Below are 20398 nucleotides of genomic sequence, written 5' to 3'. Positions count from 1 at the left end.
CGTTTTAGTCGGATACCCATCATTATGGCTTTGCTGCTTGGGCTAATCGGCCAACCGCAAGCGCGGTTTGCAACACAAAGGCCTCACGGGGTAACAGTGGATCCCAACCGGTCACATCGGTGACTCTGCGGAGCCGATAGCGAACTGTATTGGCGTGTACGAAGAGCTCGCGGGCTGTAGCCTCCAGCGAATGGCCAAGGGAGAGATAGGCGCTCAAGGTCTCCACCAAGCCATTGGAGGCCGCCAGCAAAGGTCGATAGATGCCGCGGACTAGGGCGCGCCGGGCGTCGTCATCACCGTTCATCACTCGCTCCGGCCAGAGATCGTTGGCAGCCACAGGCCGGGGAGCCTGCGGCCAAGCGCGCACTGCCGCTAGGCCTGCGAAAGCCGCCCGCGCTGAGTAGCTGGCGTCCACCAAGGTGGCAGCCTCCGGGCCGTAAACCACCGGTCCGGCACCGAAGAGCTCGCTAATCCTTAGATAGGCGGTTTCCTGATCGTGCAAGCCGCCGAGTACCACGATCAGTCGATCACCTTGGATGCCCACCAAGGCATCCTCCGCGTGGCGGCTGGCCGCTCGTCGAAGGTCGTTGACAAAACCCTGCCCCGCTGATTCCGGAGCGGAGCCAATCATTACCGTGAAGCGATCCTTGGATTTCCAGCCGAGGGCGGCAATCCGGGAACGCAGCACATCGGTGTTTTCGCCCCGCAGGATGGCATCCACGATGAGTGATTCCAGCCTGGTATCCCAGGCTCCCCGCGATTCGGCAGCGCGAGCGTAGACATCGGCTGCGGCAAAGGCCACCTCACGGGCATAGCGCAGGACGGCCTCGCGGAGTACGGCTTCCTCCCCGGGGGCGGCGAGCTCAGGAACTTGGTCCTCCACCACCTGAACCACAATTCGAATCACTTGCAATGCTTTTTGCAGACTGATCGAACTGGCGAGTTCGGTAGGGGCATTGCCGAAAATATCGGTCAGCACCCAGGCGGGTGAAGAGGGCTTCTCGTAGTAGCTGACGAAGGAAGCGATGCCGTTTTGCGCCAGCAGGCCCAAGGCGCTGCGCTCTTCGGCACCCAGCCGCCGGTACCAGGGCAGCGAAACATCGAGTTGTTTCGTGGTGGTTGTCGAAAGCACACCAATAGTGGCGCGTAGCCTGGCCAGAGTCTGCGCGTTGCTCGGCGCAGACTGTTTGGCCGGTTTCAAAGAAGGCATAGTAAGAGCATAGCCTCCGACTTGTAGGAATCGCACAATGCCTGAGTATAAACAACGCTTTCCATGGCGATTGTTTGGTGCTTCTCTACAACTTTTCCGTTTGGCCGCTACTCATAACGCTTAACCAAAAAAAACGCTCTGGGGTGACAAGCAGATGCTTGTCACCCCAGAGCGTTACGTGGATTAGCTGTCGCCGCCGGCGTTGCCGGTGGTTCCCGCGTTCACATCGAGCAGACGGTACTTCTCGATCGCCTGAGCCGGAGCCTGCCAATCGACCTCGCCGCGGCGAGCTAGCATCTCCAGGGCACGCACCACGACGGAATGCGAGTCGATCTTGAAGAAGCGACGGGCGGCCGCACGAGTGTCGGAGAAACCGAAGCCATCGGCCCCCAGCGTGGCGAACTCGTTAGGCACGAACTGACGGATCTGATCCGGAACGGCTTTCATATGATCGGTGACCGCCACGATTGGTCCGGTGGCACCGGCCAATTGCGAAGTGACGAAGGGAGTCCGAGCCTGAGCAGCCGGGTTCAAGAACTGCTCCTCTTCGGCAGCAAGACCGTCCCTGCGCAGCTCCGTCCAGGAGGTCACCGACCAAACATCGGCGGAGACACCCCATTCCTCGGCAAGAATACGCTGAGCTTCCAAGGCCCAAGGGACCGAAACGCCGCTTGCTAGCAACTGGGTCCGGGGGCCGTCGATCTTCGCGGGGGCGAGCAAGTAAATGCCCTTGACAATACCTTCGACGTCGAGCTCTTCCGGCGCAGCAGGCTGCTGGATGGGCTCGTTGTAGACGGTGATGTAATACATCACGTTCCGCTGCTCCTCGCTAAGCGAGGCATCGGTGCCGTACATCCGTTCTAGGCCGGAACGGACGATATGGCCGATCTCGTAGCCGTAGGCCGGGTCGTAGCTGAGCACCGCCGGGTTGGTCGAGGCCAGGATCAAGGAGTGTCCATCAGCGTGCTGCAGGCCTTCACCGGTCAGCGTGGTGCGACCGGCGGTGGCACCAATCACGAAACCGCGACTCATTTGATCGGCAGCGGCCCAGAGGCCATCACCGGTGCGTTGGAAGCCGAACATGGAGTAGAACACGTAGATCGGGATCAACGGCTCGCCGTGCGTTGCGTAGGAGGTACCGGCTGCGGTGAAAGCCGCCACCGAACCCGCCTCGTTAATACCGGCGTGCACGATCTGTCCGGCCGGAGACTCCTTGTAGGCCAGTACCAATTCACGGTCCACCGAGAGGTAATTCTGACCCTTGGGGTTGTAGATCTTCGCAGTGGGGAAGAACGAGTCCATCCCAAAGGTACGGGCCTCATCCGGAATGATCGGCACAATTCGCTTACCGAATTCCTTGTCCCGCATTAGGTCTTTGAGCAAGCGAACGAAAGCCATTGTGGTGGCCGCCAGTTGCTTACCAGAGCCGCGGTTGGCTACCTCATAAGCCTTGTCTCCGGGCAGTGCCAACTCGGTGTGCTGGTGCCGCCGTTCCGGCAAAAAACCGCCGAGCGCCTTGCGGCGATCCATCAGGTATTTGATCTCCGGCGAATCCACCCCGGGGTGGTAGTACGGCGGGCTGTAAGGATCGGCTTCGAGTTGCTCGTCGCTGACCGGGATCCGCAGGTGATCGCGGAAATCCTTCAGATCCTGAAGGGTGAGTTTCTTCATCTGGTGGGTCGCATTGCGGCCTTCGAAGTGAGTGCCCAGGCCATAGCCCTTGACGGTGTGCGCCAAGATGACGGTTGGCTTTCCCTTGAATTCGACGGCAGCTTTGTAAGCCGCGTAGACCTTACGGTAGTCGTGGCCACCGCGCTTGAGGTTCCAGATTTCCTCGTCGGTCATGTCCGCGACCATTTCCTTGGTCTGCGGGGACTTACCGAAGAAGTGCTCACGCACAAAACCGCCGGACTCTGCCTTATAAGTCTGGTAATCGCCGTCGACCGTGGTGTTCATAATGTCCACCAGCGCGCCGTCGTTGTCCTTGGCGAGGAGGTCATCCCACTCCCGGCCCCAGACTACCTTGATGACATTCCAACCGGCTCCGCGGAAGAAGGCTTCGAGTTCCTGCATGATCTTGCCGTTACCGCGTACCGGGCCGTCTAGGCGCTGCAGATTGCAGTTGATCACGAAATTGAGGTTGTCCAGATTGTCATTAGCCGCCAATTGCAGCAGACCGCGAGATTCCGGTTCGTCCATTTCGCCGTCGCCCAGGAAGGCCCAAACCTGCTGGTCCGAGGTGTCCTTGATGCCGCGATTGTGCAGATACCTATTGGACTGAGCCTGATAGATCGCATTCATCGGGCCGATGCCCATCGAGACGGTGGGGAACTCCCAGAAATCCGGCATCAGACGCGGGTGTGGGTAGGAGGACAGGCCATGGCCAGCCTTCGACTTCTCTTGTCGGAAGCCGTCGAGATCTTCCTCGCTCAACCGGCCTTCCATGAAGGCGCGGGCGTACATACCGGGGGAGGCGTGCCCCTGGAAGTAGATCTGGTCGCCGCCGCCGGCGTGATCCTTACCGCGGAAGAAGTGGTTGAAGCCCACTTCGTAGAGTGTCGCTGCGCCAGCGTAGGTGGAGATGTGACCGCCCACGCCAATATCGGGTCGCTGGGCGCGGTGCACCATGATGGCGGCGTTCCAGCGAAGCCAGGCGCGGAATTTACGTTCGATTTCCTCGTCGCCCGGGAACTCGGGTTCCTGGTCGGCAGGAATCGTATTGACGTAGTCGGTCGTAGTGACCATCGGTACGCCCACGCTCTGCGCACCCGCGCGCTGAAGCAATGAGCGCATGATGAACTGCGCCCGTTCGGTACCTTGTTCCTTGATCAGAGAGTCAAGGGACTCGATCCATTCAGCTGTTTCTTCCGGATCGCGGTCGGGCAGCTGATTCGTCAACACGCTCAGAATGTGAGAATTTTCTTCCCCAGCAGTCACGTTCAACCTCTCTTATGAAGCGCTTTTGTGAAGCTCAATATGCGAAGCAATGGTGGGCATAACCCATCGACCACTCTAGTCCGCCGTACTGACAGATGCGTAGCCGAGACTCGACTATGAAGAATGGTGGGAAACTAACAGATGGGCCGCCAAAGGAGTTGTTTCGGGTATTCTCAGGCTCCTGAGCTTGAAGCAAGCGGCATTAGGGTGTTGTCTTGTGATGAAGCACATACTGCAGAAAGGATCGGGAGACACAGTGAGCGAGGCCGAGGCCGACACATCCGCGAATGTGGCGGTACGACTGGGGTTCAAAGAAGGCGAGCTGATTCAAGAGTTCGGTTATGACGAGGATGTCGATTTCGATCTCCGCGCCGATATCGAAGATTTGATTGGTTCCGAACTTCTTGAAGAAGACGACCATGAGGTGGCGGATGCTATTTTGCTGTGGCACCGCGCCGACGACGGTGATCTGGTCGATGCGTTGATGGATGCGCTGACCGGGCTTGACGACGGCGGCGTGGTCTGGGTTCTCAGCCCAAAGTCGGGCAGAGACGGCTACTTAGCGCCGGCTGAAATCCAGGAAGCCGCACCGACGGCGGGGCTACATGTCACGTCCTCAGTGGGCGTCTCAGAGGATTGGGCTGCCACCAGACTGGTTCCGCGCCGAAACAAATGAGCCGAAACAAATGAGCTGGGCTCAATGACGCCTTTGGCACTGGGGGAGCCAGCCCCTGATTTTCTGCTGACCAATCAGTTTGGTGAGCAGCTGAGCCTCAAATCTCCTCTTGGCCAGAACACACTGCTGGTTTTTTACCCCTATGCTTTCTCCGCCGTGTGCGGATCCGAGTTGCAGGAGCTAGAACAGAAGAAAGGCGAGTTCTTCTCAGCCCGGACTCGGCTATTAGCTATTTCAACCGATAGCAAGTACACCTTGCGTCGCTACGCCGAGGAAGCCGGTCTGTCCTTTGATCTGCTCAGTGATTTCTGGCCACATGGAGCAGTAGCAGATTCTTATGCTGTTTTTGATCGGGAGCGAGGCGTGGCCCAACGTGGCAGCTTCGCCATAGATGCAGAGGGTATTTTGCGCGCCAGCTTCTCTTCCGGTGTAGCCGAACAGAGGCCTTGGTCGCAGTACCAGGACGCTTTGCGAGTGCTGACCGAATGACTGATCGGGGAACGGCGGGACGTCCGGGACTCGGCCTAATGGGGTTCGTTTCCGGCGAATCCGCTGGCGAAACCGCCGAGTTGTCCGCCTCGCTGAGACAGTCGCTGGATGGCATTGCTGAACTCATTGGCGGCGCGCCCATCGCTGTGCTGACGGGCGCAGGATTGAGCACGGACTCAGGAATTCCCGACTATCGTGGCCCGGGAGCTCCCGAACGCAACCCGCTGACTTACCAGCAGTTCACCGGAGATGAGGAGCTCCGCCGTCGTTATTGGGCTCGAAATCAGCTGGGCTGGCGGCACCTGCGCCGAGCCTCACCCAATGCCGGGCACTTCGCCGTAGCGGCTTTGGAAAGCAGAGGCTTGAGCAGCGGGATCATCACCCAGAACGTGGATCGACTGCACGAGGAAGCTGGTGCGCTGAATGTGGTGGACCTGCATGGCCGTTTCGATCGGGTGGTTTGTTTGAGCTGCCGGACCGAGTTCAGCCGGGATAGCGTTGCGGAACTGATGGAGGAGTTCAACCCCGATTTCGTGGAGAGAGCGGAGGCGAGCGGGAGAATCAATCTGGCTCCGGATGCCGATGCCGAACTGGATGACGCCGAACTCATCGGGTCTTTTCTGATCGCGCCGTGTCCGGTGTGTGGTGGGACGCTCAAGCCAGACTTTGTTTTCTTTGGGGAAAACGTACCCAAGGACCGAGTGGAGCGCAGTTTTCAAATGTTAGAAGAGGCCTCTGCTCTGTTGGTTGCCGGTTCTTCATTGACCGTGATGAGCGGGCTGCGGTTTCCTCGGCGTGCGGTCAAAGACGGCAAGTCGGTGGTGATTATCAATCGTGGCGCTACCCGGGGAGATGATCTTGCCTCGATAAAGCTGGAGGCTGGAGCGAGTGAATCACTGAGTTATTTGGCCCGTGCGCTTCCGGATTTGCCTAGCAGGTACCCGGATCAGGTAGAGTAGATCATCGTTGCGCGTCACGATGTGCGGCGAATGGGTCTTTAGCTCAGCTGGTAGAGCGCCACGTTTACACCGTGGATGTCATCGGTTCGATCCCGGTAGGACCCACAGCGAGAAAATCCCCGTCGTTTCAAGGTTTTTAGTCCTTGGACGGCGGGGATTTTCTGTGTCTAGACGGGTTTTCGGACTCCAGGCTGCGCTCCAACGGCGCCTTCCAAACTGAGTAACAGCTAAATGCGCCAGCCGGTTCGACCCCAATAATGCAACAACAGCTATCGACGCCGCTGGTACAGGTTCACCAGATCGCCCGCTTACCCTGGCGGCGTTCCCACAGCGGTCTGCCAGGTGAGCACAACTAATCAAAACCGGAAGGAGAAAGACTCTCGGGCTTGCACCCCATCCGGAGTCTAATAGGTTTTCTGAGGCGTAAGAACCTCCTAAACGTCAACTCAGGCCACATTGAGATTTGGGCTGCGGTCGTCCGAGGCCCGGTGCTACGCGGCAATAATACTCATCCAATACATTCACTTGTGCTAAGGTCGCGGCTATTGATGCCCTGTTTGCGCAGGTATTATCGCGCAGACCAATAGCTAACCAAGGAGGCAGAGAAGATGAAGAAGATTCTCACCCTGGATTGGGTGCAAACACCTCTGATATTCATAGTTGCGTTGCTGGTTTATCTTCTGATCGGAGGCCCCTTCGGGCTTACCCAGCTCCTAATTATTGCCGCCGTTGTAACAGCGGGATACCCTCTCGGCAAATGGATTAGGGCATCGACAAAACGTCACAGAAACCGACCCACAAACTGAGGTAACGCTTCCTAGAAACAAGGAGGCTTCTAACCGCTTCTTATTGGGAACTGACTTTAGACCCTTGTTTAGGGAGCTACATACCTCAGCACGAACCTTCACCTGTTGTTCTTTGTTGCCGGCCGTCATGCAGATTTCGAGGAGAGAGGCGGCCGTTGGAGCAGTGCCCCTCCTTCGATCAGATATTTGGTAATGCGGCTATGAGGTCTTGGACGGGGACGTCGAGGGCAGTTTCGATCTGACGGTTCTCCCAGTTGAAGGCAACGCGAAACTGATGGAGGTTCCGTACCGGAACTGGATAGGTCATTCTAAAGTCTCCGCGCCAGATCTCCCCTCCTGCACATGTTCCCCAGGTTGCACCTTCAAGGCGGAATCCTGGTGCAAACTCGCCATAGATCGAGTCGTCGTATACGGCATCGTCGTCCACTAGTCTCCACCGCGCACGAACAGTCAGCGCCCCAGCGTCAGGTTGAACATGGGGCAAGTTGAATGGGTACCCGGTGCTGTAATCATAATTAAAGCTGGTCAGCACTTGGAGGGCGAAGCTAATTCCGTCCTCGGTGACTCCAACACCCCGAACCGCCACGGCTACATCATTCCGATCCACAACGATGCTATTAGAGACTGTTACCGGGCGAGGAATAGGAAGTTTTTGAGAGGTCATGATGATTCATTATCTCCGAAAAGGTGGCAGTTTTGTTAGAAGACGATTGCATATCGAGCCTAGTCGCTGTGTCCTTGGCTCGCCTGGATCGCGGGGTAGAAACAAGAGTGTGGTGGGTTACTCGACCTGGTCGTTACCATAGGAACTAGCTAAAAGGAGTGGTTATGTTCGAACTCACCCCGCTTGAGACCTCCGCACTGCTGCTGTGGGTCGTCGGATTTGCTGCCGCAATCGTGGTTGTGTTTCTTCGGACTACTGGTACGCGCGCAAAAATTGTCATCCTCTTAGGCGCGTTAATTTTGCCGATCATTGGCTCCCTAGCCGCAATAGCATTCGCTATTTTTTCCCTGGCCCGTCGCCGTGAAGTATTGAGCCGGGTATATTCCTCCGGAGAACTTTCCGAGCCACGCTCCGTAAAGAAGGCTGCTTAGCTCCATTTCAGATAGCGGCTACTACGCCCGGAGTGAGAACAAAACCCCGGTGACGTGGCAGGCAGCGCCGAAGGAGGCTCCAGCCACCATGCCCCACATTCGGTATGAAATGCCGATCGAAATGTCGGCCAGTTGCGCTACGGCCGCAACTCCCAGTAAGAGGAGCAATCCTGATGGGACGGGGACCAGCCAGACTACGACGCCGATCAGCAGGCCGAGAGGAATGGCGCGCGCAGCGTACATTGCGGGGAAGAATCGACTCGAATGCGCTTGACTGTGCGGAGCGAGCGCTCGCGGACGGGCCAGCGACATGGCGCCGAAGCCTGCTGAAACTACCCCTGCCAGAGAGTTGAGGAACGTGACCCACCAGGGCATTTATGTTGTCCTTCCAATAGTTCGTTGCTGAGTCTTTCACCTACGATGATGGGTGTGGGACACCGACATGGTGCAGGTATTGATAAAGCGTAGCTAGATTGCGTCGACAGCAGCAGGGGTCGAGCTAGCCTCCCGGGAACGCCGCGACGAAGTAATACCGGGAATCGCTATACTCGCCGGGTGAATGAAATTCTGGCGGGCGGGCATATGAACGTCGTTGAACGCGCGGGAGACACCGTCCTCAGAAACGGCGGTCCCTGGACACCAACGGTGCACCGCTACCTCGATTATCTAGCACTTGCCGGAGTCGATTGGGTTCCTAGCCCAAGGGGGATTGAGGGGGAGCGGGAAAGGCTTTCCTTCATGGAGGGCGAGGTGCCGATCTATCCGCTACCGGGTTGGGTGTGGCAGGAGCAGGTGCTTCAAGACGGTGCCCGGTACCTCCGGCAACTGCATGATGCGAGTATTGGCTTCGCCTTGGACGACGCCGTTTGGCAGTCGCGCTCGAAGGTCCCGGCCGAAGTGATCTGCCACAATGATTTTTCACCGCACAACTTGGTCTTCCAAAACGGCGAGCTAATCGGGGCGATTGACTTCGATATGTGCTCTCCCGGACCACGACTCTGGGACATTGCTTACTTTGCCACTCGCGCGGTGCCGCTGACCGCCGTCACACCCGAAAATGCGCCGGGGATGGATCAGGCGCGGCATCGAGTCCGCCTGATCCTAGAAGCCTATGGCTCTGAGACGAGTTGGAATGACGTGCTTCGGCTGGCGATTATTCGACTTCACGATCTGGCGGTTTTATCGCGGGAGAAGGCTGTTGAGCTAAATAAACCGGAACTCTCGCTGCATGCCGAAGACTATCTCCGGGACGCAGAGTTTCTCGGCACAATTCGCGACTAAAAGCCCGAACAATTAGCCACTATCTCGGTTAAGCTGAAGACAGTTTTACTGAGGAGGCCATAATGTCTGAAAATCCCGGTACCCCTGGAGCTCCGCAACCTCCTGGGCCACAGCAGCCCTACCAGCAAGGGCCGGTTCCCGGCGGCCAAGCCCAGAATCAGCTCCCGTATCCACCCGGCTACCAGCCCGGCTACCAAGGTGGATATCCGCAATCTAACTATCCGCCCCCGCAGTCCCCTGGACAGAGCAACGGCCTGGCTATTGCAGCGCTGGTTCTGGGCATCGTCGCGGTCCCGCTAGCTTTCATCCCTTTCTTCGGTCTAGTGAGTGTTTTGCTCGGTATCGCTGCCATTGTCTGTGGCGGCATCGCGCTGGCTCGCAAAGGCTCTTCGAAACCGATGCCGATCATCGGCGGAGCGCTTGGTTTGCTGGGCATGGTGATTTCCATTGTGGTCACGGTCATCACAATCATCGCCCTCACGGCCGCCGTGCACTCGACGGTGGACAAATTTCCCAGCAACTTTCCGAGCGGCTTTCCCAGCGAAATCTCTCAGCAACACCAGTTCAAGATCGTGGTGACTTCGACGGCGGAATCCCTGGTCAGCTTCTCGGCTGGCACCGAGAGCGGCTCGAAGGTGACGTTCAAGGGCAACTGGGAGAAGGAGTTTACCGCCAAGACTTTCTTGGGAATGGCTACCGTCTCCGTCACTTCCGTAAACCCCAGTGCCAGTAACCAAGTGAGTTGCGAGATCTTTATTGACGGCAAGAGCGTGGACAAAGGGAGCGATACCGGCTCGGTCAGTTGCATCGGTACCGCGGAGAAATAAAGCGGAGAAGTGAAGAGGTAACTAAAAAGGCCCTGACCGTCGTTATTGGGGGATACGACGGTCAGGAGCCACTCACAAGCATAGCCATAGCTGCGGCGGATGCAAAGCCCTCAGGGCAAGTTGCCAAAATTTTTTTGGAAGTTGGACGATTGTCCAGAAAAATAGCCGAAATTTGCGCCTAAAAGGCGGGATTCTCGCCAAAATTTTTGGGGAAAAATTGAAGGCCTCCTGCGCTGACTATTGGGGGATGCCAGCGCAGGAAGCCATAAATAAATATACATGGATTTGCATAGGTGTCCAAATCGAGCGCTTGCTGAAACGGAGGTCATATTGAGCCAGGTGTAGCCCAGAACAGCGAAGCGCGCCAGGAAAGCATTAGGCTCGTAAGGTCAGGACTTTTAGATCCATGGAGGAAGAATGTCTGCACAGATCGGCGTCACCGGACTGGCCGTTATGGGTGCGAATCTCGCCCGCAACCTGGCCCGGAACGGGTTTACCGTTGCCTTGCACAATCGTTCGGTTAGCCGAACCGATGAACTGCTTGCCAAACACGGTACTGAAGGCGATTTTGTCCGTACCGAATCACTGCAGGAGCTGGTGGATTCGTTAGAGAAGCCTCGCCGGGTACTCATTATGGTCAAGGCAGGTGCCCCCGTGGATTCGGTGGTTGACCAACTGGTACCGCTGCTCGAAGAGGGCGACATCGTGATCGATGCCGGTAACTCGCACTACGAAGATACTCGCCGTCGGGAAGCAGCTCTGGCTCAGAAGGGCCTGCACTTTGTTGGTATCGGGGTCTCTGGAGGCGAAGAAGGGGCGCTCAACGGCCCCTCGATTATGCCGGGCGGCTCCGAGGAGTCGTATCGCGCCCTTGGCCCTCTGCTGGAGAAGATTTCCGCCCACGTAGATGGCAAGCCTTGTTGCGCTTGGATTGGTACCGACGGTGCCGGACACTTCGTCAAGATGGTGCACAACGGCATTGAATACGCGGACATGCAGGTGATCGGTGAAGCCTATGATCTGCTCCGCAGCGGTGCCGGTCTAGAACCCGCCGAACAAGCCAAGGTTTTCTCGGAATGGAACAAGGGAGAGCTCGCCTCGTTCTTGATTGAGATCACCGCGGAGGTGCTTGGTCACGTTGATGAGCGGACCGGGAAGCCCTTTGTCGACGTCGTGGTGGATGCTGCCGGGCAAAAGGGCACCGGACGCTGGACCGTCATCTCCGGGCTGGAGCTCGGATCGCCGGTTTCCGGAATCGCGGAGTCGGTTTTCGCTCGCGCACTTTCCTCCAAGGCTGCGCAGCGCGTGGAAGCCCAGGAACTGCTTTCCGGCCAGGAAGCCGACATCAGCGTAGGAGAAGACTTCGTCGAGGACGTTCGCCAGGCACTCTATGCTTCCAAACTAGTGAGCTACGCCCAGGGCTTGGATATGCTCACCGGTGCGGCCGATGAATACGGCTGGGATCTGAAACTCGATGAAATTGCCTCGCTCTGGCGTGGCGGCTGCATTATCCGGGCAGAACTGCTCAAGGAAATCACCAAAGCCTATGCGGCTGAGCAGAAGCCCAGCAATCTGCTCTTCGCGCCCGCTTTCACCGAAGCCATTGCCCAGGCACTTCCAGCCTGGCGTCGGGTGGTCGCAACCGCAGTGCAATTAGGTATCCCGGTACCGGTGTTCTCCGCTTCGCTGGCCTACTACGATGGGCTGCGCCGCAAGCGCCTTCCCGCCGCCTTGACTCAGGGGCTTCGTGATCTCTTCGGGGCTCATACCTACCAGCGCGTGGACACCGAAGGAACCTTCCACACGCTCTGGGGCGAAGACCAGTCCGAGATCGCCGCCGTGGATAGCCACTAAGCGAATAATCGTGAGCGAATAACCCGTTCGGAAAGGGAGCTGCCATGGCTCAATCGAAGAAACCGTCGCTAAGGCTCACTTCGCTGACCATCGGCAGCTCCCGCCCTCGGGAACTCGCGGCGTTTTATGCTCGCCTGCTCAGCTGGCCTATCCGAGCCGAAGAAGCAGCAGGCGACGGCGAACCCGAGTGGGCAGGCTGGGCTCAGCTAGCGCCCCCGGAGGGCGAGAGCGGCCCCACCCTCAATGTGGAATACGAGCGGTTCTATAACCGTCCGGTCTGGCCGAGTGAGCCAGGGCAACAGACCGCCTCCCAGCACTTAGACATCGCCGTGGACGATCTGGTCGAGGCCGTGGAATGGGCGATTAGATGCGGGGCCACCTTGGCGCAGACTCAGCCTCAGGAAGGTGTTCGAGTGCTCTTCGACCCCGAGGGGCACCCCTTCTGCCTTTTCCGCTGAGGTCCCGGCCGTCGTCGTCCTCAGATATACATGGCCGGGTCGATGTACTCCGCCGGATCTACCGCCGGGGCAGACTCGCGCTTGGCGTCCCGATGCCGCCAGCTTGCCGGGATTCCGGTCAGAATGGACTCGGGCGGCGCATCTTTGACCACCACAGCATTAGCGCCCACGGCACTGTCCGAGCCGATCGTCACCGGACCAAGAACCTTAGCGCCCGCCCCGATGGTGACTCGATCACCCAGCGTGGGGTGTCTTTTGATTTTGGCCAGCGAACGGCCGCCCAGGGTCACACCCTGGTAGAGCATCACGTCTTCGCCGATCTCAGCAGTCTCACCGATCACCACGCCCATACCGTGGTCGATGAAAAAGCGGCGGCCAATGGTCGCCCCGGGATGGATTTCGATTCCGGTAAAAGCTCTGGCCAGTTGAGAAAGCACTCTGGCGGGGAAGCGCAGCGCCGGGTTCTGCCACATCCTATGGGTCAACCGATGCACCCAGATGGCATGCAGGCCGGAATAGACGAAGAGATTCTCCACCGAGCCGCGTGCCGCTGGATCATGTGAACCAGCGGCTTGAAGGTCTTCCCGCAATCTGGCAAAGAACGTCATCTTTTCTAGCCCCGAATATCGTCGTACAGCACCGTGGAAATGTATCGTTCACCAAAATCGCAGACCACGGCGACAATGAGTTTTCCGGCGTTCTCCGGTCGCTTGGCCAGTTCCAGGGCTCCCCAGACGATGGCTCCCGAGGAAATACCTCCCAGAATGCCCTCCTGAGTGCCCAGCGCACGAGCAACGCTCACCGAGTCTTCGATGGTGGCGTCCAGTACCTCATCGTAGATCGAGGTATCCAGCACCTCGGGGATGAAGTTCGCGCCAAGTCCCTGAATTTTGTGCGGGCCAGGAGCCCCTCCGTTGAGAATGGGGGAGTCTTTGGGCTCCACGGCCACGATCTGCACGCCGGGCTTGCGTTCCTTGAGTACCTGCCCAACGCCGGTAATGGTGCCACCGGTGCCAACTCCTGAGACGAAGATGTCCACTTCACCGTCAGTATCCGCCCAGATCTCTTCGGCGGTGGTGGCTCTGTGCACGGCGGGATTGGCCAGATTGGCGAATTGCTTAGCCCAGATCGCGTTCTCGGTGGAAGCAACGATTTCCTGGGCTTTTTCTACCGCCCCGCGCATGCCTTCCGAACCCGGGGTGAGCACGATTTCGGCACCGTAGGCGCGCAGCATCACTCGGCGTTCGGTGGACATGGTCTCCGGCATGGTCAGAATGACCTTGTAGCCGCGGGCAGCTCCCACCATGGCCAGCGCAATTCCGGTATTGCCGGAGGTGCCTTCAACGATGGTGCCACCGGGCCTCAGGTCTCCGGAGGCTTCGGCTGCGTCAATAATGGCCTTGCCGATCCGGTCCTTCACGCTATTTGCGGGGTTGTAGAACTCCAGTTTGACCACCACCGTGGCTTCCAGGCCCTCGGTAAGCCGGTTCAGTTTGACCAGCGGGGTGCGGCCCACTAGTTCGGTGACGTTCTCATAAATCGCTGCCATGGGATTCCTGTCTGAGTCTGTGTTCTAGTTCCGTTGCCGAGCCTGCCCGGACGGGGTCCTTGCACATAGTAGCTAGCGCTCGGTGCAGTGACCTAAGGGGTCAGCCATGAGGAGTAATATTTCCTAGCCTTCGCCAGCTTGGGATTGATGATCACTTGACAGTAACCCTGTTCGGGGTGTTTGGCATAGAAGTCCTGATGGTATTCCTCGGCCCGGTGGAACTGTGGCAATTCGGTCACCTCGGTAACGATGGGCTGCGCCCACAAAGGCTGCGCCCGTTCGACGGCGGCGTGGAAGGACTCCTGTTGCTCGGCATCCGTGTAGAACATCGAGGAACGGTACTGAGTGCCTACGTCATAACCTTGGCGGTTCAAGGTGGTGGGGTCATGAGAGACAAAGAACAGATCCAGGATGGTTTCCTCTGGAATGATAGTTTCGTCAAAACTCACCGCCACCACCTCGGCATGGCCGGTAGTGCCGGAGCAGACCGAGTCGTAATCGGGATATCGAGTATGCCCACCGGTGTAGCCGGATACCACTTCGCTGACGCCGCGGGTTTTCTGGTAAATCGCATCGAGACACCAGAAGCAGCCTCCACCCAATACAAAAGTCTTCACGCTCCTTCAATGTCCGGGCGGCCCAGAAGATTCCCGAATCGGCGCAGCGGCAGACATAAGATGGGGCTATGGACGAACCGAACGACGACGGCGGGCCGGTGCAGGTGGTGCGGCCCACGCTCGCTGAGGTGCTTTTAGCGGTCGAGGAGTTATGGCCCGAATCGCTGGCCGAAGACTGGGATGCGGTGGGGCTGGTAGCTGGCCGACCGACGTCGAGCATTCACAAGATACTTTTTGCCGTGGATCCGAGCCTTGAAGTGGTGCAGGAAGCCCTTGAATGGGGTGCAGACCTGATCATCTCGCACCACCCGTTGATGCTTCGCGGAGTGAACTCGGTGGCCGCTACGAGTGGCAAAGGGCGGATCGTGCATGAGCTGATCGAGGGTGGTTGCGCCCTGCTTACCGTGCACACCAATGGTGATTCCGCCGTCGGGGGCGTCTCGGATGTGCTTGCCGACGCGCTGGGGCTCCAGGAGGTCCGCCCGCTACAGGCGGCTCAGCATGGCTTACCGGAGGAAGGCATCGGCCGGGTGGGCGAATTGCCGCAGGCCGTGCAACTGGGGGATTTCGCCGCCCTCGTGTTCAGTGTGCTGCCCGCGGTGGCTGGTGGCGTTAAAGTGGCAGGGGATCGGGACGCTCTGATTCGGCGGATAGCACTCTGCGGCGGCGCCGGAGACTCCTTATTGCCAGCCGTTCAGGCGGCCAACGCCGATGTCTATATCACCGCGGATCTGCGGCACCATCCAGCCATAGAAGCGCGCGAAGGACGGACCGATGGCAGACCTTATCTGATCGATTTATCGCATTTTGCCTCGGAGTGGCTGTGGCTGCCGGCGGCCGCACAGGCTTTAGGGAATGTCTTGGACGATCAAGGCTTCGAAGTGGAATTGCAGGTCAGCCAGCTCAATACCGATCCCTGGGATTTCGTCTTGACTCCTGGCGAGGCCTGAAGGGCCGTAGGCTTGGGTAACAGGTTTGAATGAGAAGAGGGTACTAATGGCGAAAGCGGCTCCTGCTGAGCAATTGAGGTTGTTGGATTTGCAGGCCTTAGATGGGCGAATTAAAAGCCTAGATAAGCAGATCAAGACCTTGCGTGCTGATCCGCGCCTGACCTCTCTGCACGGGGAGGTGGCGGCAGCGCAGTCCGCCCTGGGGCAATTGCACACCGAGCTTGCCGATACCCAGCTGGACCTAAAACGTTCCGAGACAGATGTAGAGCAAGTCGTGACCAGGATGGAGCGCGATGAGGCCCGTTTGAACGCAGGTGGGCTATCCAAGGATCTGATGGCGCTGCAGGCGGATCTGGCCTCCTTGGCGAAACGACGTTCCGATCTGGAAGATGCCGAGCTCGAAGTGATGGAACGGCTTGAAGATGTCACCGCCCGGCACGGTCGCCAACAGGCCGTGGTGGAAGGCCTGCAGGGACAGCTTTCCCTGGTTCAGGACGAAGTTGATGCCGGGCTCGCCGAGCTATCGGTGGATCGAAGCGCCACCCAAGAACGACGCGCGGAACTGGCGGCCAGTTTCGAAGCAGGACTTCTGGGTGTCTACGAGAAAACCCTAGAACGCCGCGGGATCGGGGCAGCCAGATTGTTCCACGGCACCTCCGAAGGCTCCGGAATGCAACTGAGCCCCGGGGATCTGGCTGATATCTCCAAGTCCGCCGCAGACGATATTGTGTTCTGTCCGGATTCGGGCTGCATCCTGGTGCGCTCTACCGAGTGGAACTGAAACGAGCTCGCGGTGACTCTGCACCATATTGAACTCTGGGTGAAAGACTTTGACCGTTCCCGGGCTTCTCTTGGTTGGATGTTCGAAAGGCTCGGTTATGTCCTGAAGGACAGCTGGAGAAATGGGGCTTCCTGGCAGGGCGAGGGCTACTATCTGGTGCTGGAGTCCGGCCCGGATGTGCGTGGTGCACATGAACGCAGAGATGCAGGCCTGAACCATTTAGCCTTCAGCGTGGCCAGCGAGCGAGAGATCGATGCGATCACCGTCGAATCGAAGGATCATGGCTGGCAAGTGATGTTCGCGGATCTGCATCCGCATGCTGGCGGCCCAGATCATTACGGGGCTTATCTGGAGAACCCCGAGGGCTTCGAAGTGGAGATCGTGGTGGGCTGATTAGGCTTTGGCCGGTGGCTTAGCCTTGACCGCGGGCTTGGGCTTGGCGAAGCTAATGCCTTCCGCCAAGATGATGTTCAAGGCTGCGGGTTTCCGCGAGGTGCCGGGGACCAATTCCGAACGGAAAGCTTCCCTCGCGATCCGAAGTAGCTGCTGCGGGGTTTCTGGAGCTTTACCCCGCCGGCTGAGCAGGTGCCGGGCCAACTGGCCGCGAGTGTGCTTGGCGAAGTGTGAGACCACGGTGAGGGTGCCAGCGCGTTCTTGGAAGACGTTGACTTCAACGGTCTGCTCGGCGGGCGGCGTCCAAGCCGAGGTGTAGCTGCTGGAACGGCAATCGATCATTAAGTGATCAGCGGCCCGTTCGGTCAGCGCCTCGGTGAGGAAAGGCTTCCAGAAGGAGGAGAGCCGCCCAAGGCCGGGCAGCGCGACCGACATGGACAAACGATAAGCCGGGATCCGGTCAGAAAACCCCACCGCTCCCCAAAGGCCGGAGATCACCAGCACCGATTCCTCGGCTCGTCGTCGCTGCGCAGGGGTCAGTCCTCGGTAACCGAGTGCATCGTAGAGCACACCGCTATAAATCCGGTATGCCTCGGCAGCAGGTTCTTCGAGAAGTCTGGTGTTGCGGGCAACCTCGGCGGCCAGAGAGGCGCCGACCCCGAGGCGTTCTAGTGCCTCAGGATGTGCCGAAACCTCCGCCAATGCCTTCAGTACCTGCAGCCGAGGAGCCGTGAGTTCCGGATGGGAGAGCCGGGAGAGATCCATCGCCGCGCCACGGGGCGCGGCGGTCTTACCCTCGGAGGGCGGCAGCAAGATCAGCACTAATCGAGCTTAGCTTGCTCCCGGGCTCCTTTCCCGCGGCGTGAGATTGGCCACGATGGTCGGTAGCTGGCCCTGGCTCACTTTAGAATTGATATCGACTTTGGCTCGGCCAGCGGCCGAGCCACACCAACGACTTCAATGAGGAAGGCACCCCTGTGACTGTGAATCCCGATGCAGCCCATCAATCTTGGGCGAAACGCGAGGCGATGGCGGAAGAGATGATTCCGCTGATTGGCCGGCTCTACCGGGAGAACAACGTGGTGACCGGCGTGTACGGGCGGTCCTTGATCAATCAATCGGTGATGGGCCTGCTCAAGGCGCACCGCTGGGCACGTCAGATCGACGATGTTGAACTTTCCTTAGAAGAGACGCTGCCGCTGTTGCGTGCTCTAACCGAGCTCAACCTGGGTGCCGCCTCGATTGACCTAGCCAAGCTCAATCTCCGCTTGAAAGCGCAAGAGCAGCCCCTGGAAACCTTCCTGCGAACCGAGTTGGCCGACGTCGTCGATCAACAGGGTATTGATGAGCGTCAGAGCACTGACGTCGTGCTTTACGGTTTCGGAAGAATTGGTAGATTGCTGGCTCGGATCATGATCGAGCACGCTGGCGGTGGCAACGGACTGCGACTCCGAGCCATCGTGGTACGCCGGGGTTCGGAGCAGGATCTGGTGAAGCGGGCAAGCCTGCTGCGACGCGATTCGGTGCACGGACCCTTCGACGGAACCATCACCGTTGACCAAGAGAACAATACGATCCTGGCCAATGGCACCCTGATCCAGGTTATCTACGCGGATAACCCTGCGGCGATCAACTACACCGCTTACGGCATTGAGAATGCCCTTGTGGTGGACAATACCGGTCGTTGGCGGGATGCGGATGGCCTGGCACAGCACTTGCAGAGCCGGGGTGTTTCGCGGGTTCTGCTGACCGCGCCGGGCAAGGGCGATCTAAAGAACATTGTGCACGGCATTAATCACGGCTCGATCTCCTCGACCGATAAAATCATCACGGCAGCTTCTTGCACCACCAATGCGATCACCCCGGTGCTCAAGGTCCTCAACGATAAATACGGCATTGTGCACGGGCACGTCGAGACCGTGCATTCCTTCACCAATGATCAGAACCTCACGGATAACTTCCATAAGGGGGATCGGCGGGGGCGTTCGGCCGCGCTGAACATGGTGCTGACCGAAACGGGAGCCGCGAAAGCGGTGGCCAAGGCGCTGCCGGAACTGCTTGGCAAGCTCACCGGGAATTCGATCCGGGTACCAACCCCGGATGTGTCGATGGCCATTCTGAACCTGAATCTGGAGCAGGAAACCACGAAAGAGGAGGTCAATAGCTATCTCCGTGAGGTTTCCCTGTACTCAGATTTGCACCGGCAGATCGACTACATTGATTCCCCGGAAGTGGTCTCCACGGATTTCGTCGGTTCCCGAAGGGCGGGCATCGTGGACGGTCTGGCGACGATCTCCCACGGTAAAAACCTGGTGCTTTACGTTTGGTACGACAATGAGTTCGGCTACAGCTGCCAAGTGGTGCGGGTGATGGAGGAGATGGCTGGAGTCCATCCAGCGGCCTTCCCTCAGTCCTAGTTTCCAGCCTCCGGTGTTCCGGGACTCTTGAGTCGATGTGAGAGCTGACTGCCCCGGTGCTGTCGGTGCTGTCGGTGCTTGCAGCTAACCTAGCTTCATGGCAGTTTTCGGGAGGTCAACGGATCGGGCTAGGACATCGTCCCGATTTGTCTCCTGGGCCGCGATAGTCGCCAAGACCCTTAGCGTTGCGGCACCGGTGGCCGCCACCATCCTGTTTTTCTGGGCACGTGATTCTCCGGCGTTCTTCTGGTGGGCTGCCGGGATTTTGCTGCTGAGTCTGGTGCTCCAGCTGACTAGCTTTGCCTGGGAGCGTCGCCTTGCTGCACGTACCTTGGTCAATAGCAATGCCTTGAACACCTATATCTCCCAGATGGCGGCTGCGGTGGCGGAGATGCCCGGGCAATCCGGCGCTGAGAGGGTAGGGACGCTCAACGAATTGGCTCGATACGCGGTAACAGCTCTGGTCAATGTTTTCCATGACGCCAAGGATGTACGCGCCATTGCCTATTCACTGGGACCTGCTAACGACCGACTGGAGGTTTTCAGATACGCCGGGGTGAGGCAGCCGAGCGGAACCTTCATCGGTCAAGACGCAGGACGCGGAGACAAAGCTCTGGATTTTGTTTTTAATTCGAACTCTTCCTATCTGTTCATACCGGATCTGAAGAAGGAAAAGCCTGAAGACTACGGTGGCAGCGGTAATGGCTACCGTACTTTTATTTCGGTCCGAATCAACAGCTCCACCGATGTACATGGGATGCTTACCCTGGACGCCGCGGATGTAGGTGACCTCACCGAAGATGACGCTCACGTCATTGAGATGTTCGCCAACATCCTGGCGATTGCCTTTGCCGAAACCGCTCGTGCAAGCCCGGACAATTCTGCGGATAGCCGATAGAATGGAAACGAACGAGGAGGAAGCATGACAACTATTCCCTTTGGCACCGCCAAGGCTCTGCACCCGCGTTCAGCCAAGCTCCCGGACCTGTCAGATCCTCGGGTTATTGCGGAGATCTACGCCCAAGCTGAAAAGTCAGCGAAAGTTTCCAGGCGCCGCCGTCTCGGTATTTTCCGGAGCACAAAGCCGGTTCGGGGCTGA

The 20398-nt window shown here is 58.5% G+C and carries 22 protein-coding genes and 1 tRNA gene; 15 read left to right on the top strand and 8 right to left on the bottom strand.

Annotated features, from left to right (window positions below):
- Positions 1-22 precede the first annotated feature (22 nt).
- Complete coding sequence (locus FHU41_RS04060) at positions 23-1210, bottom strand: PucR family transcriptional regulator (RefSeq protein WP_179388332.1); 1188 nt, start codon at positions 1208-1210, stop codon at positions 23-25.
- A 183-nt stretch (positions 1211-1393) separates the two neighbouring features.
- Entirely contained in the window at positions 1394-4147 is a 2754-nt protein-coding gene (gene aceE / locus FHU41_RS04055) for a pyruvate dehydrogenase (acetyl-transferring), homodimeric type (protein ID WP_179388331.1), read from the bottom strand.
- 256 nt (positions 4148-4403) lie between these two features.
- Between aceE and FHU41_RS04050 the strand changes: the two genes are divergently transcribed.
- From FHU41_RS04050 to FHU41_RS04035, 4 genes are all read left to right on the top strand, one after another.
- Entirely contained in the window at positions 4404-4823 is a 420-nt protein-coding gene (locus tag FHU41_RS04050) for a DUF3052 family protein (RefSeq protein WP_179388330.1), read from the top strand.
- A gap of 24 nt (positions 4824-4847) precedes the next feature.
- Entirely contained in the window at positions 4848-5312 is a 465-nt protein-coding gene (locus tag FHU41_RS04045; RefSeq protein WP_179388329.1) for a redoxin domain-containing protein, read from the top strand.
- Complete coding sequence (locus FHU41_RS04040; RefSeq protein WP_246279425.1) at positions 5309-6271, top strand: Sir2 family NAD-dependent protein deacetylase; 963 nt, start codon at positions 5309-5311, stop codon at positions 6269-6271. The genes FHU41_RS04045 and FHU41_RS04040 overlap by 4 nt, the downstream gene beginning before the upstream one ends.
- Positions 6272-6303: 32 nt before the next feature.
- Positions 6304-6376: transfer RNA gene (locus tag FHU41_RS04035), tRNA-Val, on the top strand.
- Positions 6377-7255: 879 nt separating this feature from the next.
- On the opposite strand, the gene FHU41_RS04030 is transcribed toward FHU41_RS04035, so the two are convergent.
- Positions 7256-7741: a hypothetical protein gene (locus FHU41_RS04030; RefSeq protein ID WP_179388328.1), complete on the bottom strand. Its 486-nt coding sequence runs from the start codon at positions 7739-7741 to the stop codon at positions 7256-7258.
- Positions 7742-7905: 164 nt separating this feature from the next.
- Between FHU41_RS04030 and FHU41_RS04025 the strand changes: the two genes are divergently transcribed.
- A complete protein-coding gene (locus FHU41_RS04025; protein ID WP_179388327.1) occupies positions 7906-8172 on the top strand; it encodes a hypothetical protein in 267 nt (88 codons plus the stop codon).
- 21 nt (positions 8173-8193) lie between these two features.
- Here FHU41_RS04025 and FHU41_RS04020 read toward each other — a convergent pair whose 3' ends face one another.
- On the bottom strand, positions 8194-8547 hold the full coding sequence (locus tag FHU41_RS04020) for a hypothetical protein (protein ID WP_179388326.1): 354 nt from the start codon (positions 8545-8547) through the stop codon (positions 8194-8196).
- A gap of 180 nt (positions 8548-8727) precedes the next feature.
- On the opposite strand from FHU41_RS04020, the gene FHU41_RS04015 reads away from it, so the two are divergent.
- The 4 genes from FHU41_RS04015 (at position 8728) to FHU41_RS04000 (ending at position 12592) form a co-directional block, all read left to right on the top strand.
- On the top strand, positions 8728-9453 hold the full coding sequence (locus FHU41_RS04015) for a phosphotransferase (RefSeq protein WP_179388325.1): 726 nt from the start codon (positions 8728-8730) through the stop codon (positions 9451-9453).
- A gap of 62 nt (positions 9454-9515) precedes the next feature.
- Positions 9516-10280, top strand: coding sequence for a DUF4190 domain-containing protein (locus FHU41_RS04010; RefSeq protein WP_179388324.1), 765 nt, complete (start codon positions 9516-9518; stop codon positions 10278-10280).
- Positions 10281-10697: 417 nt separating this feature from the next.
- Complete coding sequence (gndA, locus tag FHU41_RS04005; RefSeq protein ID WP_179388323.1) at positions 10698-12134, top strand: NADP-dependent phosphogluconate dehydrogenase; 1437 nt, start codon at positions 10698-10700, stop codon at positions 12132-12134.
- Between the two features lie 44 nt (positions 12135-12178).
- The gene (locus FHU41_RS04000; RefSeq protein WP_179388322.1) at positions 12179-12592 is read left to right on the top strand and encodes a VOC family protein; all 414 of its coding nucleotides are present in this window, start codon (positions 12179-12181) and stop codon (positions 12590-12592) included.
- A 20-nt stretch (positions 12593-12612) separates the two neighbouring features.
- On the opposite strand, the gene epsC is transcribed toward FHU41_RS04000, so the two are convergent.
- The 3 genes from epsC to msrA form a co-directional block, all read right to left on the bottom strand.
- A complete protein-coding gene (epsC, locus tag FHU41_RS03995; protein WP_179388321.1) occupies positions 12613-13200 on the bottom strand; it encodes a serine O-acetyltransferase EpsC in 588 nt (195 codons plus the stop codon).
- 5 nt (positions 13201-13205) lie between these two features.
- Entirely contained in the window at positions 13206-14141 is a 936-nt protein-coding gene (cysK, locus tag FHU41_RS03990; RefSeq protein ID WP_179388320.1) for a cysteine synthase A, read from the bottom strand.
- A gap of 92 nt (positions 14142-14233) precedes the next feature.
- Positions 14234-14758: a peptide-methionine (S)-S-oxide reductase MsrA gene (msrA, locus tag FHU41_RS03985; RefSeq protein ID WP_179388319.1), complete on the bottom strand. Its 525-nt coding sequence runs from the start codon at positions 14756-14758 to the stop codon at positions 14234-14236.
- Between the two features lie 68 nt (positions 14759-14826).
- Here msrA and FHU41_RS03980 point away from each other — a divergent pair, with 68 nt between their 5' ends.
- Genes FHU41_RS03980 through FHU41_RS03970 form a run of 3 tightly spaced genes read left to right on the top strand, consistent with a single transcriptional unit; the run spans position 14827 to position 16882 of the window.
- Positions 14827-15708 (top strand): Nif3-like dinuclear metal center hexameric protein, encoded by an 882-nt coding sequence (locus FHU41_RS03980; protein WP_179388318.1) that lies wholly within the window; start codon positions 14827-14829, stop codon positions 15706-15708.
- A 46-nt stretch (positions 15709-15754) separates the two neighbouring features.
- Positions 15755-16489, top strand: a complete 735-nt coding sequence (locus FHU41_RS03975) for a zinc ribbon domain-containing protein (protein WP_179388317.1) — start codon at positions 15755-15757, stop codon at positions 16487-16489.
- Positions 16490-16501: 12 nt separating this feature from the next.
- Positions 16502-16882 (top strand): VOC family protein, encoded by a 381-nt coding sequence (locus FHU41_RS03970; RefSeq protein ID WP_179388316.1) that lies wholly within the window; start codon positions 16502-16504, stop codon positions 16880-16882.
- Here FHU41_RS03970 and FHU41_RS03965 read toward each other — a convergent pair whose 3' ends face one another.
- Complete coding sequence (locus tag FHU41_RS03965; RefSeq protein WP_179388315.1) at positions 16883-17704, bottom strand: peroxide stress protein YaaA; 822 nt, start codon at positions 17702-17704, stop codon at positions 16883-16885.
- A gap of 155 nt (positions 17705-17859) precedes the next feature.
- Here FHU41_RS03965 and FHU41_RS03960 point away from each other — a divergent pair, with 155 nt between their 5' ends.
- From FHU41_RS03960 to FHU41_RS03950, 3 genes are all read left to right on the top strand, one after another.
- Positions 17860-19299 carry a glyceraldehyde-3-phosphate dehydrogenase gene (locus FHU41_RS03960; protein WP_179388314.1) on the top strand — a complete coding sequence of 480 codons (1440 nt, stop codon included), beginning with the start codon at positions 17860-17862 and terminating at the stop codon, positions 19297-19299.
- Between the two features lie 97 nt (positions 19300-19396).
- Positions 19397-20197, top strand: a complete 801-nt coding sequence (locus tag FHU41_RS03955) for a GAF domain-containing protein (RefSeq protein ID WP_179388313.1) — start codon at positions 19397-19399, stop codon at positions 20195-20197.
- A 24-nt stretch (positions 20198-20221) separates the two neighbouring features.
- Positions 20222-20398, top strand: a complete 177-nt coding sequence (locus FHU41_RS03950) for a hypothetical protein (protein WP_179388312.1) — start codon at positions 20222-20224, stop codon at positions 20396-20398.

Origin of the sequence: Psychromicrobium silvestre (genome assembly GCF_013408295.1) — a bacterium.
In the GTDB taxonomy this organism is placed as follows: Bacteria; Actinomycetota; Actinomycetes; order Actinomycetales; family Micrococcaceae; genus Renibacterium; species Renibacterium silvestre.
The sequence above is the reverse complement of the archived record's forward strand: the minus strand, read 5'-3'. Positions and strand labels throughout refer to the sequence as shown.

Excerpts from the sequence above, each read along its gene's own strand:
- FHU41_RS04060 (WP_179388332.1), bottom strand. The coding sequence starts at position 1,210 with ATGCCTTCTTTGAAACCGGCCAAACAGTCTGCGCCGAGCAACGCGCAG.
- FHU41_RS04045 (WP_179388329.1), top strand. The coding sequence starts at position 4,848 with ATGACGCCTTTGGCACTGGGGGAGCCAGCCCCTGATTTTCTGCTGACC.
- FHU41_RS04040 (WP_246279425.1), top strand. The coding sequence starts at position 5,309 with ATGACTGATCGGGGAACGGCGGGACGTCCGGGACTCGGCCTAATGGGG.
- FHU41_RS04030 (WP_179388328.1), bottom strand. The coding sequence starts at position 7,741 with ATGACCTCTCAAAAACTTCCTATTCCTCGCCCGGTAACAGTCTCTAAT.
- FHU41_RS04025 (WP_179388327.1), top strand. The coding sequence starts at position 7,906 with ATGTTCGAACTCACCCCGCTTGAGACCTCCGCACTGCTGCTGTGGGTC.
- FHU41_RS04020 (WP_179388326.1), bottom strand. The coding sequence starts at position 8,547 with ATGCCCTGGTGGGTCACGTTCCTCAACTCTCTGGCAGGGGTAGTTTCA.
- FHU41_RS04010 (WP_179388324.1), top strand. The coding sequence starts at position 9,516 with ATGTCTGAAAATCCCGGTACCCCTGGAGCTCCGCAACCTCCTGGGCCA.
- gndA (WP_179388323.1), top strand. The coding sequence starts at position 10,698 with ATGTCTGCACAGATCGGCGTCACCGGACTGGCCGTTATGGGTGCGAAT.
- FHU41_RS04000 (WP_179388322.1), top strand. The coding sequence starts at position 12,179 with ATGGCTCAATCGAAGAAACCGTCGCTAAGGCTCACTTCGCTGACCATC.
- epsC (WP_179388321.1), bottom strand. The coding sequence starts at position 13,200 with ATGACGTTCTTTGCCAGATTGCGGGAAGACCTTCAAGCCGCTGGTTCA.
- cysK (WP_179388320.1), bottom strand. The coding sequence starts at position 14,141 with ATGGCAGCGATTTATGAGAACGTCACCGAACTAGTGGGCCGCACCCCG.
- FHU41_RS03980 (WP_179388318.1), top strand. The coding sequence starts at position 14,827 with ATGGACGAACCGAACGACGACGGCGGGCCGGTGCAGGTGGTGCGGCCC.
- FHU41_RS03975 (WP_179388317.1), top strand. The coding sequence starts at position 15,755 with ATGGCGAAAGCGGCTCCTGCTGAGCAATTGAGGTTGTTGGATTTGCAG.
- FHU41_RS03955 (WP_179388313.1), top strand. The coding sequence starts at position 19,397 with ATGGCAGTTTTCGGGAGGTCAACGGATCGGGCTAGGACATCGTCCCGA.
- FHU41_RS03950 (WP_179388312.1), top strand. The coding sequence starts at position 20,222 with ATGACAACTATTCCCTTTGGCACCGCCAAGGCTCTGCACCCGCGTTCA.